This is a genomic window from Pseudoduganella violacea, from assembly GCF_014191875.1.
Classification (GTDB): domain Bacteria; phylum Pseudomonadota; class Gammaproteobacteria; order Burkholderiales; family Burkholderiaceae_D; genus Rugamonas; species Rugamonas violacea_A.
This window is the reverse complement of record NZ_JACHXD010000002.1, coordinates 434790-449304: the sequence shown is the minus strand read 5'-3', so window position 1 is coordinate 449304 and position 14515 is coordinate 434790. Positions and strand designations below refer to the sequence as shown.

Sequence of the window (14515 nt, the reverse complement as noted above, 5' to 3'; positions counted from 1 at the left end):
GCCCTGAGCGCCTGCATGGATGTCTATGCCCCTCAAACGTGGTTGCCGCATGAACGGCCGATGCTGCCGGGATCCCCGTCCACGCCCCATCATTCGGCGCGGCGGCGTGTAGCGTATCTGCTGGTCGGTTTCATCGTCGCGCTGACGGGCGGCTTGGGCAACGCGCTGGTCACCGTCAATCTGCCTTATCTGCAAGGCGCGCTGGGCGTTTATCCCTTCGAGATTCAGTGGCTGCCGGCCGTGTATGTGATGGCGAATGTGTCCATGAATCTGCTGCTGGTGAAGTTCCGCCAGCAGTATGGCCTGCGCCTGTTCACCGAATTATTCCTGCTGCTGTACGCGGTCGCCACGCTGGCCCACCTGTTCGTGCACGGCCTGGCCTCGGCCATCGCGGTGCGCGCGGCGCATGGCATGTCCGGCGCGGCACTGACGGTGCTGGGTCTGTACTATGTGCTGCAGGCCTTCCCCAAGGAGCACCGGCTGAAGGGCGTGGTGATCGGAGTCGGCTTCGCGCAACTGGCCCTGCCGCTGGCGCGCCTGTTTTCCACCGACTTGCTGGAGATCGGAGAATGGCGCGGCCTGTACTTCTTCGAACTGGGCATGGCCCTGCTGTCCCTGGGTTGCGTGCTCTTGCTGAAATTGCCGCCGGGCGACCGCGTCAAGGCTTTCGAAAAACTGGACTTCCTGACCTTCGCCCTGTTTGCGCCGGGTGTGGCCCTGCTGTGCGCCGTGCTGGCGCTAGGCCGCACGGTCTGGTGGCTGGAGGCGCCCTGGCTGGGCTATTGCCTGGCCGCGTCCATCGTGCTGGTGAGCGGCGCGCTGCTGGTCGAACACAATCGCGCGCGGCCGCTGCTGAACACGCGTTGGCTGGCCACGTCCACCATTGCGCGGCTGGCGCTGGCCGTGGTGCTGATCCGCATCGTGCAGTCCGAAGCCAGCGGCACGGTGGGTTTCCTGCAGGCGCTGGGCCTGAACAACGATCAGATGCAGGTGCTGTGGTTGGTGACGCTGGCGGCCAGCGTGCTGGGCATGCTGTGCAGCGCGCTGACGATCACGCCGGCGCGTATTCCCGCATCGATGGTGGCGGCGCTGGCGATGATGGCCGCGGGTGCGCTGATGGACGCCCACGCCAGCAATCTGACGCGGCCCGCGCAAATGTATGTAAGCCAGTTTCTGCTGGCTTTCAGCGGCGTCTTCATACTGGGGCCAGTCTTCATTTCCGGCTTCGGCGCGGTGATTGCCGAGCCACGCAACCTGATCAGTTTTTCACTGATGTTTTCCATGACCCAGAATCTGGGCGGCCTGCTCGGATCGGCCATGGTCGGCACTTTCCAGGTGCTGCGCGAAAAATATCATTCGAGCCAGCTGGTCGAGCATCTGACCCTGCTCGATCCGCAAGTGGCGGCGCGCATCCAGTCCGGCGGCGCCGCGCTGGGCGGCACGTTGGCCGATCCCGGCCTGCGCGGCGCGCAAGGCGTGGCCTCGCTGGGCGCGGCCGCTACGCGCGAAGCGAATATCCTGGCGTATAACGACGTGTTCCTGATGATCGCGCTGGTGGCCATCGGCACCATCGCCTGGATGCTGCTGCACTACTTCTGGAATCTTTTCACTGCAAGCAAGGCCCGCCCCATGGCGCAGAATGCGCAGACCGGCATGGCCCAAGTCTCACTCAATAACTCGGGATCGCAATGAGTACACCGACCACACCGGCCACGCCGGAGAACAAGGACGGCGCCGTGCCCGCGTCCGCAACTGCCACCATGCCCGAACAGCCGGATCGCCGCCACCAGTGGTATTCGGCGGCGGGCTTTGGACTGGTGGCGCTGATCGGCGTGCTGGTGGTGCTGTACGCGTGGCGGCTGCCGCCGTTCACCAGTCCCATCGTCTCCACCGAAAATGCGCTGGTGCGCGGCCAGGTCACGCTGATCGGCACCCAGCTGCCGGGTTATGTGGTGGAGGTGAAAGTGCAGGACTTCCAGCATGTGAAGGCGGGCGATCTGCTGGCGCGCATCGATGCGCGCATCTACGAGCAGCGCTTCGAACAGGCGCAGGCGCAATTGGCGGCGCAGCAGGCGGCGCTGGCGAATTGGGAACAGTCGCACCGCAGCGCCCAGGCCAGCATCTTGCTGAACCAGGCGGCGCTGGCCAATGCCGAGGCGCAGGCGGCGCGTTCGAAAGCCGACTTGGGGCGCGTGGACCAGTTGGTGGCCGACGGCTCGCTCTCGGTGCGCGAGCAGGATTCGCAGAAGGCGGCGCGGGCGCAGACCGTGGCCGCCGTGTCGCAGGCGCGCGCCAGCCTGGAGATATCGAAACAACAGGCGCAGTCCGTCACGGTGAACAAGGCTGCGCTGGAAGCGGCCGTTGCCAACGCGCAGGCGGCGCTGAAGGCGGCCAGGGTGGATCTGGACAATACCCGCGTCACCGCACCGGCCGACGGGCAACTGGGGCAGGTCACGGTGCGCCAGGGTGCATACGTGAACGCGGGAACGCAGCTGATGGGACTCGTGCCGCAGCAGATGTGGGTGATCGCCAATCTCAAGGAAACCCAGATGAGCAATGTGCAGGTGGGGCAGGGCGCCACCTTCAAGGTCGATGCGCTGGATGGCGCCACCTTGACTGGCCAGGTTGAACGCATTTCGCCCGCCACCGGTTCGGAATTCAGCGTGCTGCCGGCCGATAACGCCACCGGCAATTACGTGAAGATCGCGCAGCGCATTCCGGTGCGCATCCGCATCGATCCGGGCCAGAAACTGGCGGCGCGCCTGCGGCCCGGCATGTCGGTGATTGTCAGCATCGACACCTCGGCGGTGCTGAACGATGTGGACCGCAATCCGCCGCCGGCGCCGCGCGGCAAGGCGCAGGGAGCGCGGCCATGACGCCAGCGCGAGGAGCCGCGCCGGTTGCGCTGCTGGCATGGGCCTTCCTGCTGGGCGGCTGCGCCGCAAAGGTCGGCGCGCCGCCCGTGGCGACGCTGGAAATGCCGGCGCAATGGCGCATGGGCATTGGCTCCGCAAATCAAGGGCAGGCGGTGGAGCGCCAATGGTGGCAAGCGTTTGACGATGCCGCGCTGACGGCCCTGGTGGCGCAGGTGCTGGAGCACAATGGCGATTTGCGCATCGCCCAGGCGCGCGTGGCCGACTACCGCGCCCGCCTGGCCGCCGCCGGCGCGGCGCAGCAGCCCACGCTGAGCGTCAGCGCCGGTCCGGGACGGGCGCGCGCGCTGGCGCCGAATGGCTTGCCGCGCGTGGGCAATGTGTTCCAGGCCGAGGCACAGGCGGCGTATGAGATCGATGTCTGGGGCCGTCTTGCCAGCCTGACGCAGGCCGCCGCCGCGTCCTACCGCGCCGAACAGGCCAGCGCCGATGCCGCGGCGCTGTCCATCGCCGCCACCGCCGCCAGCGGCTACCTGAATCTGCGCGGCCTGGACGCCCAGCTGGAATTGGCCGAGGCCACGCTCAAGCTGCGCGCCACCTCGCGCGATCTGGCGCGGCGCCAGTTCGAGGTCGGCTACAGCTCGCGCCTCGAATGGCTGCAGGCGCAGGCGGAATACCAGGCCGCGGCCGAGCAGATACCGCAATTGCAGCGCCAGATCTTCGAACAGGAGAATGCCCTGTCCCTGCTGGCGGGCGGCAATCCGGGAGCGGTCCGGCGCGGCAAGCCCCTGGCCGAGCTGGCGCCGCCGCCCGTGCCGGCGGGCCTGCCGTCGGAGCTGCTGCGGCGCCGCCCCGATATCGCGCGCGCCGAGCAGAATGTGGTCGCCGCCAACGCCGCGCTGGCCGCCACGCGCGACCAGCTGCTGCCGTCTTTCCGCCTGACGGCGGCGGGCGGCATCCAGTCCAGCGATTTCAGCGACTTCCTGCATTCGCCCATCAAGCTGTGGCGCCTGGCCGCCGGCGTCAGCGCGCCGCTGTTCGATGGCGGCCGGGTGCAGGCCCAGACCGATTCGGCCGCCGCCCAGCGCGACCAGGCCATTTACGTTTACGAAAACACGGTGCGCACCGCGCTGGCGGAAACCGAGAACGGCATCGATGCCATTGTCCGCCTGCGCGAACAGGCGGTGCAGAATGACGCGCGGCGCGATACGGCGGCCGAAACCCTGCGCATCGCGCGCAACCGCTACCGCAATGGCTATGCTTCGTATCTGGAGGAGCTGGATGCGCAGCGCACCCTGTACAGCGCCGACGTGCTGCGCCTGCAATTGAGAACGCGGCTCCTGGCCGCGTCGGTGGACTTGTACCGGGCCATGGGAGGCGGCTGGAGCGCCGCCCCCGTCCAGCCCTGAGCGATTACTTCACTGGCGCGAACAGATCGCACTCGAACACGCCGCCTTCCTCCTCGACGTATTCGGCGTCATAGCGCTCGAAGCAGGCCGCTTGGCGCGATTCCAGGCCCATGGCCGGCAGCACCTTGCTGTAGAACTCCTGCCACGCCTTGACGATCTCCTGCGGCTGGCCCCGGAAGCGGGCCACGGCATAGCGGCCGCCCGGCAGCGTGGTGACGCTGGCCGGCGCCGGCGCCAGGTAGCCGGCCGCCACTTCCACGCAGGCGTCGTAACGGCACTGCTCGGGCGGGGTGCTGTGCGGATCGTCCAGGCCGATGCCGTAGGTGACGCGCTTGCCCAGGCCATGCTGCTCGCGCCATGGGTTGAACACCTTGTCCCAGAAGTCGGCGATGGCCGGGCCGAATGGGCCGGTATAGCGCTGGTAAGCCACCGTGGTGGGCGGGAAGTCGACAATTTTCACATCCACTGACTATCTCCTTTATTTGGATGGTGAGGCCTGATGGACAGGCGGGGTTTCGTGTTTATGGCGGCGCAGCTTGCGCATGATGCGTCCCAACAGGTGTTCGGCGTCGTCGATATAGGTGAACACGGCCGGCACCACCAGAAGGCTGAGCAGGGTCGAGGTAATCAGGCCGCCGATCACCGTGATCGCCATCGGCGAACGGAAGCTGGGGTCGGCACCCCAGCCCAGGGCCAGCGGCATCATGCCGGCGCCCATGGCGATGGTGGTCATCAGAATCGGACGGCTACGTTTGTGGCAGGCATCGACCAGGGCTTCGAAGCGGCCCATGCCGGCCTGGCGCGCCAGGATCGCATAGTCCACCAGCAGGATCGAATTCTTGGTCACGATCCCCATCAGCATGATCAGGCCGATCATGGATGGCATCGACAGCGCGCTGCGCGTGATCAGCAGGGCCACGAAGGCGCCGCCGATCGACAGCGGCAGCGCCGCCAGAATCGTCACCGGCTGCATGAAGTCCTTGAACAGCAGCACCAGCACGCCATAGATGCACAGCACGCCGATCAGCATGGCCAGGCCGAAGCTGGCGAACAGCGCCGCCATCTCCTGGGCGTCGCCCAGTTCCGCGATCTTCACCGACGGCGGCAGGTTCTTCATCGACGGCAGGGCGCGCGCTTCCTCGTTCAGCTCACCGAGCGAGCGGCTGCCCAGTTCCACGTCCAGCGTCACGTTGCGGCTGCGGTTCAGGCGGTCTATCTGGGCCGGACCGCTTTCCATCGTGATGGAAGCCAGGTTCGCCAGCATGACCGGGCCGTTCTTGCCCGGCACCGTCAGGCGGCCGATGGAATCGAGGTCGGCGCGCACGGCGTCCGGCAGCTTGACGCGGATCGGCACCTGGCGTTCCGGCAGGTTCATTTTGGTCAGGTCGAAGTCGTAGTCGCCGGCCGTGGCCACGCGCACCGTTTCGCCGATGGCGGCGGCGGTCACGCCCAGGTCGGCGGCCTTGGCGAAATCGGGACGCACGATGATTTCCGGACGCACCAGCGAGGCGCTGGAGGTGACGTTGCCGATGCCTTTCAGGGTGCGCAGCTCGCGCTCCACCTTCTTCGCCGCTTCCGTCAGCGCCAGCGGATCTTCGCTGCGCAGCACCAGCTGCATCTTCACGCCGGTGTCGGGCGGGCCGACGTTGAAACGCGCGCCGGGAATATGCGCCAGCTGTTCGCGCAGGCCGTTGTCGATGTCGGTCATCGATTCCTTGCGGTCGTTGCGGTGCGTGGTGGTGATGGTCAGCACGGCGCGGCGCGCCTCGGCCGCGGCGCCCGGTGCGAAAGCGTCGCCGCTGGAGCCGCCGCCGATGGAGCTGAACACCTCGGTTACGCCCTTGACGCGCATGGCGGCCAGGCGCGCCTGCTCGGCCACCGCCTTGGTTTCCGCCAGCGTGGAGCCGGGCGGCAGTTCCAGATTGATCTGGGTCTGGGCGCGGTCGGCCGCCGGCACGAAGCCGGTCGGCAGCAGGCCCACCAGCATGATGGAGCCGACGAAGAAGGCCATCGAGGCGATCGCCGTGATGTGGCGGTGGGTCAGGCACCAGCGCATGGTCTTCATATAGCGCTGCATCAGCCAGCCGTCGCCCTGGTGCGCCTTGGGCTTGGCCGGTTTCAGCATATAGGCCGCCATCATCGGCGTCAGCAGACGCGCCACCACCAGCGACGCCAGCACAGCCAGCACGGCGGTCCAGCCGAACTGCTTGAAGAATAGGCCCGGCACGCCGCCCATGAAGGCGGTCGGCAGGAACACGGCCACCAGGGCGAAGGTGGTGGCGATCACCGCCATGCCGATTTCATCGGCCGCTTCCATCGCGGCCTGCATCGGCGACTTACCCATATGCAGGTGGCGCTCGATGTTCTCGATTTCCACGATGGCGTCGTCCACCAGCACGCCCACCACCAGGGCCAGCGAAAGCAGGGTCACGGTGTTGAGCGTGTAGCCGAACCAGAAGATGCCGAGGAAGGCCGGCAGCACCGACAGGGGCAGGGCGGCCGTGGCCACCAGGGTGGCGCGCCAGTCGCGCAGGAACCACCACACCACCAGCACCGCCAGCAGCGCGCCTTCGTACAGCAACTCCATCGAGCCTTCGAAGTTTTCCTCCACCGGCTGGGCATTGTCGATCGACTGCTTGATCTCGATATTCGGGTTGCCCTTCTGCAGCTCTTCCACGGCGGCGCGCGCATCGCGCGCCACATCGGTTTCGCTGGCGCCCTTGGTGCGGAAAATCTCGAAGCCGACCACCGGCTTGCCGTCCTGGGTGGCGACGGCGCGCGATTCGGCCACGGTATCGCTCACGGTGGCAACCTGGTCGAGGCGCACATGGCGGCCATCGCCCAGCGGGATATCCATGCGCGCCAGGTCGGCCGCCGTCTGCACGGTGGCGATGGTGCGCACCGATTGCTCGGCGCCGCTGACGTCGCCGCGTCCGCCCGGCGCTTCCTTCTGCACCTGGCGCAACTGGCGCGACACGTCGAGCGCCGAGACGCGCAGCGCGGCCATGCGCTCGTCATCCAGCTCGACGCGGATTTCACGGCTGGCGCCGCCCACGCGCTTGACCGCGCCCACGCCATGCACCGACAGCAGGCGCTTGGCGACGGCGTTGTCGACGAACCAGCTCAGTTCCTGGTCGTCCATGCGCGTGCCGCTATCCTTCTTATTGGTGACGACGAAGGTCAGCACCACGCGGCCGGCGGTGGACACCTTGCTCACCACCGGGTCGCGCAGCTCGGCCGGCATATCGGCTTTCACGCGCGCCACAGCGTCGCGCACATCGTTCACCGCGTCGGAGATATTCTTCTCCAGGATGAATTCGACGGTGATGGTGGCGGTGCCGTCCAGCACCTTGGTGTAGATATTCTTGATCCCCTGCAGGGTCGCCACCGAATCCTCGATCTTGCGCGCCACCTCGGTTTCCAGCTGGGCCGGGGCGGCACCCGGCAGCGAAGCGCTGACGGTGACGATGGGCAGTTCGATATCGGGGAAGTCCTGCACCGGATTGGCCTTGTATGCCAGCAGACCGGCAAGGGTCAGCAGCACGAACAGCATGATGGCCGGGATCGGATTCTTGATCGATAAGGCGGAAAAGTTCACGGACGCTCCTTAGTTGCCGGCCTTGACCGGCTTGGCCGAGGCGGTGGCGGCCGCTGGGGCCACATTGCGCACCAGATCGCCGTCGTTGAGGAAGCCGGCGCCGCTCACCACTACCGGGGTATCGCCCTTGATTCCGTTCAGCACCTCGATGCGGTCGCCCAGGCGGCGGCCAGTCTGCACCTTGATCTGGCTCACGCGCTGGTCGCCGTTCAGGCGGAACACATAGCTGAAGCCATCGCGCACGGCAATGGCCTGCTGCGGCACGGTCATGGCGTCGCTGCTGCCCAGCTCAAACTGGCCGCTGGCGAACATGCCGGCCTTGAACGGCGCGTCCTGGCTGCTGTTCGGCGGCAGGTCCACGTAGACCAGGGCGGAGCGCGTCTGCGCGTCCACAGTCGGCGCGATCATGCGGACCTTGCCCGTCAGTTCGCTGCCGTTGGCGGCTTTCACCAGCGCGCTGGCGCCGACCTTGATGCGGCGCAGTTCGGACGCGGTGATTTCGGCGCGCCATTCCAGACGGCCCTGGCGGATCATGCGGAACAGCTCCGTGCCCGCGCCGACCACGGCGCCCACGGTGGCGCTGCGCGCCGAGATCACGCCGGCGTCAGGCGCCACCACCTGCGTGTACTTCAGGCGCAGTTGCTGCGTCGCCAGCACCGCCTTGGCGGAAGCGATGCGCGCGTTGGCGGTCTGCTCGGCGGTCAGGTATTGGCTGATCTGCTGGGCGCTCAGGGCGCCGCTGCTTTCCAGCGTGCGCGCCCGTTCGGCATTGCCTTTCGCTTCGGCGGCATTGGCTTCGGCTTCCAGCACGGCTGCGCGCGCCTGGGCCAGTTCGGCGTTGACGGTATCGGCCGAGAACACGGCCAGCACTTCGCCCTTCTTCACCACATCGCCCACGTTCACGCGCACCTCGGTCAGGCGCAGGCCGTTCGATTCGCTGCCGATGCTCGCTTCCTGCCAGGCGGCCACGTTGCCGTTGGCGGTCAGGCGGTTGGGCAGGGTGGCGTTCTGCGGGCGGGCGGTGGTCACGGTCAGCGCCGGCTTCTGCGCCTCGGCCTTCTTCTCGTCGGCGGCCACCGAGGCCGGCGCGTACAGCGCGCTGCCCGCGGCGGCGACCGCCAGGGCGGCCAATGTGGCCAGGGCGGCCGGTTTCATCTTGATGTTCTTCATGGTTTTTCCGTATCAGTCGATTGTGCTTGCCAGCCGCCGCCGGCGGCGCGGTAGAGGGCGATCCAGGCGGCGCTGCGCTCGCGCTGCAGGCCGACTACCGTGGTTTCGGCCGCCAGGCGCGTGCGGCGCGCGTCTTCCAGCTCGAACAGGCTGGCCAGGCCGTTTTTGTAGCGGTCCTCGGTGGCCGTGAAATTGAGGCGGTAGCCATCGAGCGCCGTCTGCGCGTCGTTGCCGCGCTGCGCCGTGCTGTCCAGGTTCACCAGCGCCTCCTCCACTTCGCGCACCGCCTGGCGCACGCTGCCGCGATAGCCGCTCACGGCCGCTTCGTAGCGCGCCTTGGCCGCATCCACATTCGCGCGGCGCGTGCCGGCGTCGAAGATGGGCAGGGTCATTTGCAGCGGGCCGACCGTCCAGGTGTTGGCGGTCACGTTGGCGCCATTGGCGTGGATGCGGCCGCGGCCCACCGAACCGCTGATGGACAGGCTGGGGAAGCGTTCCGCCTGCGCGCCCGCCACTTCAAAGCTGCTGGCCGCCACTTCGCGTTCGGCGGTGAACACGTCGGGACGCTGGCTCAGGGTGTGCGCCGGCAAGCTGGCGATGCCCACGCCTTGCGCCGGCACCAGCGCCGCCTGGGCCGCGTTCGCGCCCAGCTTCTGGCGCAGCTCCGGCTCGCCCAGCGCGGTCAGCGCCACCAAGGCCTTGACGTCGATATCGCAGGCGGCGCGCTGCGCCACCTCGCGGCTGCGGCCATCGGCCGCGCTGGCGCTGGCCAAAGCCGCGTTGGCGGGCGACTGGAAGCCGGCCTTGGCGCTCAGCTGCGTCAAGTTCGCCGTCTGCTGGCGCGACACGCTGTCCTCATGCGCCACCGCCAGCAGGCGTTCGCAGGCGCGCAGGCTGTAATACTGGTTGGCCGTTTCCGCCGCCACCGAGACGCGCGCCTCATGCCAGCCCGCCTGCGCGCTCTCGTAGCGCGCCTGGGCCGCGTCGCGCGTGGCGCGGTTGGCGCCGAACAGATCGATCTCCCACGAAGCCTGCAGCATGGCTTGCGAGGTGGTGTTCACCGGCGCCTCCGACTGCTTGCTCATGCGGGTGGATGTCGCCACCGCGTTCACTTGCGGCGCCAGCGCCGCGCCCGAGGCCACGCGCGCGGCGCGCGACTGCGCAATGCGCGACTGGGCGCTGGCGATGCTCGGACTGGCCTGCTGCGCCGCTTCGATCAGCTCCACCAGCAGTGGATCGCCCTGGTGCTGCCACCAGCCGGCCAGGTCGGTAATGCTGCCGTTATGCGGCAAAGGCGCCTGCCACTGCGGCGGCGTTCCGGCCGCGACCTTGCCGGCCGGCCCGGACGTGCCGCAAGCGGCCAGCGCCAGCGCTGCCGACACGGCCAGCGCGCTTGAACGAATCTTCATGCTTTCCCTTCTTCTTGTAGTCTGATCCTCTCCGCCGCCACCAGGGCTTCGGCATAACGGACCAGGTGTTGAATCCAGTGACCGATCGGATCCGGCCCCTGCATCAGGCGCGGCGAGCAGATATGGATGACGTCGCGGCCGATCATCAGCTGCACCGCCATGGCGGCGATCGCATGCACCAGCCTTTGCACATCGTCGCTGGGCAGCGGCACGCCGAGATGGCGCGCCAGCACCTCCGTCATCGCCAGATGCTCAGGCTTGATGCCGTTGACGATTTCCTCGGTCCACAAGCCGGTCGGCTCCAGCATTTCGCGCATCCACATGCGCATGCACAGCTGGGCCAATTCGCCCTGCATCACGGGCGCCAGCAGCTGGGCGTAGAAGCCCTCCAGCGCCTGGCGCAGCGTGAAATGCGGCTGGTTGAACATCTCGATATTCGACTCCGGCAGCGGCATCAAATCGGTCAGGCTGGCGCGGTACAAGCCTGCCTTATCGCCAAAGTAGTAGCTGATCGCCGCCACATTGGCGCCCGCCGCCAAGGCAATCTCGCGTGTCGAGGTACGCGCATAGCCCTGTTCCGCGAACAGGCGCATGGCCGCCAACAGCAAGCGTTCGCGCGACTGCTCGCCATCGGAGCGGGGTTTTCGGGTGGGAGTTTTGTCAATCATGCAGCATTAAAGCATACAATTAAAACATTTGATATAAGTAAATCAGTCATTTGATTTACTTATGTAATACGCAGTCTAAGCCTAGCATCGGAAGCCGTCGCCAATCTTAAGAAAAGACTAAGCAAAATACCGAAAGTTGTTTGATCTGCCTCAACAAATGTCCGACCCTGGTGTCAGGCACCAGTGTCGGACATTTGTTGAGGGGGATCAAACGGGGACGAAAAAAAGCCCGCTGCGGGAGCGGGCAAGTTCCAATGTTCTTTGAACGCTTGGAGGAGACAGTTCCAATATAGGCTTCTAGATGTTGCGCTGCAATACCGTAGAACTACGATGACGAAATGTCCATCATGTCGCTTGCGTCAGACTGGGCTGCGGTGAGCTGTGCGTCGATGGCGGCGGCGAGCTGGGCCGGCTCGAGCGGGTGCGACAGCAGGCGCGGCGGCGGGATGCGGCCGGCCGGCGGCGCGGCATCGTCGGGCTGGATCAGGATGGCGGGCAATTGCGCGAAGCTGCGCAGCGCTTGCGCGACCAGGGCTTGGCGGCCGGCGTCGGGCAGGCCGATGTCGCACAGCAGCAAATCGAAATGTTCGACCGTGCAGGCCGCGATCTGGGCCGCTTCCGAGACCACCGTCAGGCGGTAGCCAAAGTGGGACAGCAGGCTGCGGCTCAGGCCCGCGTACTCGGGCGCGGCGTCCAGCAGCAGGATGTGGATGGCGGCGTGGTCGCTGGTTGGCGCGGCGGGCGCCGCCACGTTCTCTTCATGCCCGGCCGGCAGACGGCCGATGCGCAGCGCCGGCGGCAGGTAGGCTTCCAGCGCCGGCACCAGCACGTCGGGCTCCAGCGACTTGGGCACGCAGCCGGTAAAGCCGGCGCGGCGCAGCGCGGCGCCGTTGTCGTTGACCGGCAGGGCGCTGGCGGCGACCACGGGAATGCCGCGCGTGGCGGGCTGGCCGCGCAGCGCCTGCAGCACGCCGTAGCCATCGAGCTTGGGCAGGTGCAGGTCGCAGACGATCAGGTCGGGCCGTTCGCTTTGCGCCAGCGCCACGCCTTCTTCGCCGTCGAAGGCCGACAGCGGCTGGTGGCCGACGGCGTCCAGCAGGTAGACCAGCAAATCCATATTGGCCTGGTTGTCCTCGATGATCAGTACGCGTGCCGCCATCGCCGCCTCCCCAGGTTTGCCAAGCCCCTAATGCAGCTTGCTTTTCATCGCCAATGTAAACACGCTGCCCTTGCCGAAATCGCTGGTGAAGAAGAGGGCGCCGCCCAGCAGATTGGCCAGGTTCTGGCACAGGTAGAGGCCCAGACCGGCGCCTTCGGCATGGCGCGTCGAGGTCGAATCGAGCTGGGAGAAGGCCTGGAACAGCTTGGCCTGGTCCTCTTCACGGATGCCGGCGCCGCTGTCGGCCACGGCGAATTCGGTGATGCGGTGGCCGCCTTCGCTGCGCTGGCTCAGGCTGATCTTCACCCGGCCCTTCTCGGTGAACTTGATGGCGTTGTTGGCCAGGTTGATCAGGATCTGGGTCAGGGCGCGCCGGTCGGTGTCGAGGTCCGCCGGTTCCGGCGCCAGCTCGATCTCCAGCTCCAGGCCCTTTTGCACGGCCAGCGGGCGCAGGGTGTCGGCCACTTCGCGGATCAGGTCCTGGCACTGCACATGTTCGACCGAGAGCGTGACCTTGCCCGCTTCGATCTTGGCCACGTCGAGAATATCGTTGATCAGCGAGAGCAGGTGGCGCGCGCTGTTGCGGATGGTGTTGAGCTGGCGGTCCTGTTCATCGGTCAGCGGGCCGGGAAGCTTCATCAAGAGGGCGCCGGTAAAGCCGATGATGGCGTTCAGCGGCGTGCGCAGCTCGTGCGACATATTGGCGATGAAGGCCGATTTCATGCGGCTCGCTTCGGCCAGTTCCAGATTTTTCAGCGCGATTTCGCGGTTGATGGTTTCCAGCTCGCCGGCGTGGTGGGCCAGGCGCATATTCAGTTCGATCACCTGGCGTTCGCGCGCCTGCAGCTCGCTGTTGACCTGCACCGCCTGTTCATAGGTGGAGATCAGCAGGTCGAGGATCTGCTGCCGTTCGGCGTTGATGAAGTGCTTCTGGTCGCCCAGATAGAGGGCGATGCCGACCTCCATATTCTGGTCCTTGCGCAGCTTCTGGTTGACCAGCATATGGCCGATGCGGTTGAGCAGATAGTCTTCCGCATAGGGCTTGCGGATGAAGTTATCGGCGCCGCATTCGATGCCGCGGATGATGTCCTTGGGATCGGTCAGCGAGGTGACCAGGATGACGGGGATGTCGCGCAGCTCGGGATTGTTCTTGATGGTGCGGCATAGCGTGTAGCCGTCCATCTCCGGCATCACGATATCGGACAGCACCAGGTGCGGTTTGCGTTCGCGGATCGATTCCAGCGCCAGCTTGCCGTTGGCGGCCACGCGGGCGCCGTAACGCATCGACTGGATCAGGCGGCGCAGGCGTTCGGCCTGGGTCGGGCTGTCTTCGACGATGAGAATCTCGATCTCATCAGGCTGGATTTCATAGCTTGAGTCCACGAACTACCTCCCTATGAGGATGCACAGCTGTTGTGACTATATAGGATTTTGCTCCCAAGGCCTTGTACTTTCGTGCGCCACAGCCCCAGCCTAGTTGCTTTCGCCCTGGAAGCCACCGGCACGGTAGGTCAGCACCAGGGTGTCGCGGTGGCCGTGATCCGTCAGCGGCTGGATCGGCGTCGATTCGTGTATCACCACGGCGTCGTCCATCAGCAGCAGCGACCAGGGCTCGTTCAGCGTGAAGCGTTTGCCGTTCGGGCCATCGGCTTCGAAGATGCGCGTCTCGCCGCCTTTGATCTCGTGGCGCGCCACCAGCAGCACGGCGACGAAGTCGACGCCGTCGCGGTGCGCGCCTTCGGGCGTCGGACGGCCGATGCCGTCGGCGGTGTCGATGCGGAACTGGTGGGCTTCCACATACCATGCCGGCTGCGGGCGCGCGGCGAAGCACAGGCGCCCGATGCCGTTCACCAGGCCCTGCCAGGCCGGGTTGGCGACGGTTTCCGGCAGCACCGGCTCGAACAGGCGGTGCATGCCGCCGTGCAGAGCGTTGTATTCCACCGGCTGCCAGTGGGCGCGGTGCGGCGCCTGGTTCAGTTCCTGCGGCGTCTGCACGAAGCAGGCGTGGCGGCGGCGCCGATAGCGGCCGCCATCCTTCAGGTAATTGTCGAGTTCCAGCTGGTCCCAGCTGGGCAGCAGGCTGGCCAGCTGCGCCACCGTGCAGCCAGCCAGCGCCGCCACGTCCTGCGGCGGCAGCAGGGCATAACCATGGGCGCGCAGCGCCTCGCTGACCTGGGCGGGATGGGTGAAGGTGGGGGCGGCAGAACTCATGGGCGGCAGCGGTAGCGG

General features: G+C 66.8%; 11 protein-coding genes. 3 read left to right on the top strand and 8 right to left on the bottom strand.

The features are described 5' to 3' along the window. Positions 1-60 precede the first annotated feature (60 nt). The 3 genes from FHS03_RS05060 to FHS03_RS05050 are packed head-to-tail and all read left to right on the top strand — an operon-like array spanning position 61 to position 4282. Positions 61-1692, top strand: a complete 1632-nt coding sequence (locus FHS03_RS05060; protein WP_229426062.1) for an MFS transporter — start codon at positions 61-63, stop codon at positions 1690-1692. After that, complete coding sequence (locus FHS03_RS05055; RefSeq protein WP_371871600.1) at positions 1683-2876, top strand: HlyD family secretion protein; 1194 nt, start codon at positions 1683-1685, stop codon at positions 2874-2876. The genes FHS03_RS05060 and FHS03_RS05055 overlap by 10 nt, the downstream gene beginning before the upstream one ends. Further along, on the top strand, positions 2873-4282 hold the full coding sequence (locus tag FHS03_RS05050) for an efflux transporter outer membrane subunit (RefSeq protein ID WP_183439907.1): 1410 nt from the start codon (positions 2873-2875) through the stop codon (positions 4280-4282). Before FHS03_RS05055 ends, FHS03_RS05050 begins: the two co-directional genes overlap by 4 nt. 4 nt (positions 4283-4286) lie before the next feature. On the opposite strand, the gene FHS03_RS05045 is transcribed toward FHS03_RS05050, so the two are convergent. From FHS03_RS05045 to FHS03_RS05010, 8 genes are all read right to left on the bottom strand, one after another. Next, entirely contained in the window at positions 4287-4748 is a 462-nt protein-coding gene (locus FHS03_RS05045) for an AraC family transcriptional regulator (protein WP_183439906.1), read from the bottom strand. Between the two features lie 12 nt (positions 4749-4760). After that, complete coding sequence (locus FHS03_RS05040) at positions 4761-7880, bottom strand: efflux RND transporter permease subunit (RefSeq protein ID WP_183439905.1); 3120 nt, start codon at positions 7878-7880, stop codon at positions 4761-4763. A gap of 9 nt (positions 7881-7889) precedes the next feature. Then, on the bottom strand, positions 7890-9050 hold the full coding sequence (locus tag FHS03_RS05035; RefSeq protein WP_183439904.1) for an efflux RND transporter periplasmic adaptor subunit: 1161 nt from the start codon (positions 9048-9050) through the stop codon (positions 7890-7892). Further along, positions 9047-10459 (bottom strand): efflux transporter outer membrane subunit, encoded by a 1413-nt coding sequence (locus FHS03_RS05030; RefSeq protein ID WP_183439903.1) that lies wholly within the window; start codon positions 10457-10459, stop codon positions 9047-9049. The genes FHS03_RS05035 and FHS03_RS05030 overlap by 4 nt, the downstream gene beginning before the upstream one ends. Beyond that, positions 10456-11127 carry a CerR family C-terminal domain-containing protein gene (locus FHS03_RS05025; RefSeq protein WP_183439902.1) on the bottom strand — a complete coding sequence of 224 codons (672 nt, stop codon included), beginning with the start codon at positions 11125-11127 and terminating at the stop codon, positions 10456-10458. The genes FHS03_RS05030 and FHS03_RS05025 overlap by 4 nt, the downstream gene beginning before the upstream one ends. 325 nt (positions 11128-11452) lie before the next feature. Beyond that, the gene (locus FHS03_RS05020; protein ID WP_183439901.1) at positions 11453-12286 is read right to left on the bottom strand and encodes a response regulator; all 834 of its coding nucleotides are present in this window, start codon (positions 12284-12286) and stop codon (positions 11453-11455) included. A gap of 27 nt (positions 12287-12313) precedes the next feature. Then, on the bottom strand, positions 12314-13669 hold the full coding sequence (locus tag FHS03_RS05015; RefSeq protein ID WP_183439900.1) for a hybrid sensor histidine kinase/response regulator: 1356 nt from the start codon (positions 13667-13669) through the stop codon (positions 12314-12316). 90 nt (positions 13670-13759) lie between these two features. After that, the gene (locus FHS03_RS05010) at positions 13760-14497 is read right to left on the bottom strand and encodes a 2OG-Fe dioxygenase family protein (RefSeq protein WP_183439899.1); all 738 of its coding nucleotides are present in this window, start codon (positions 14495-14497) and stop codon (positions 13760-13762) included. Positions 14498-14515 lie beyond the last annotated feature (18 nt).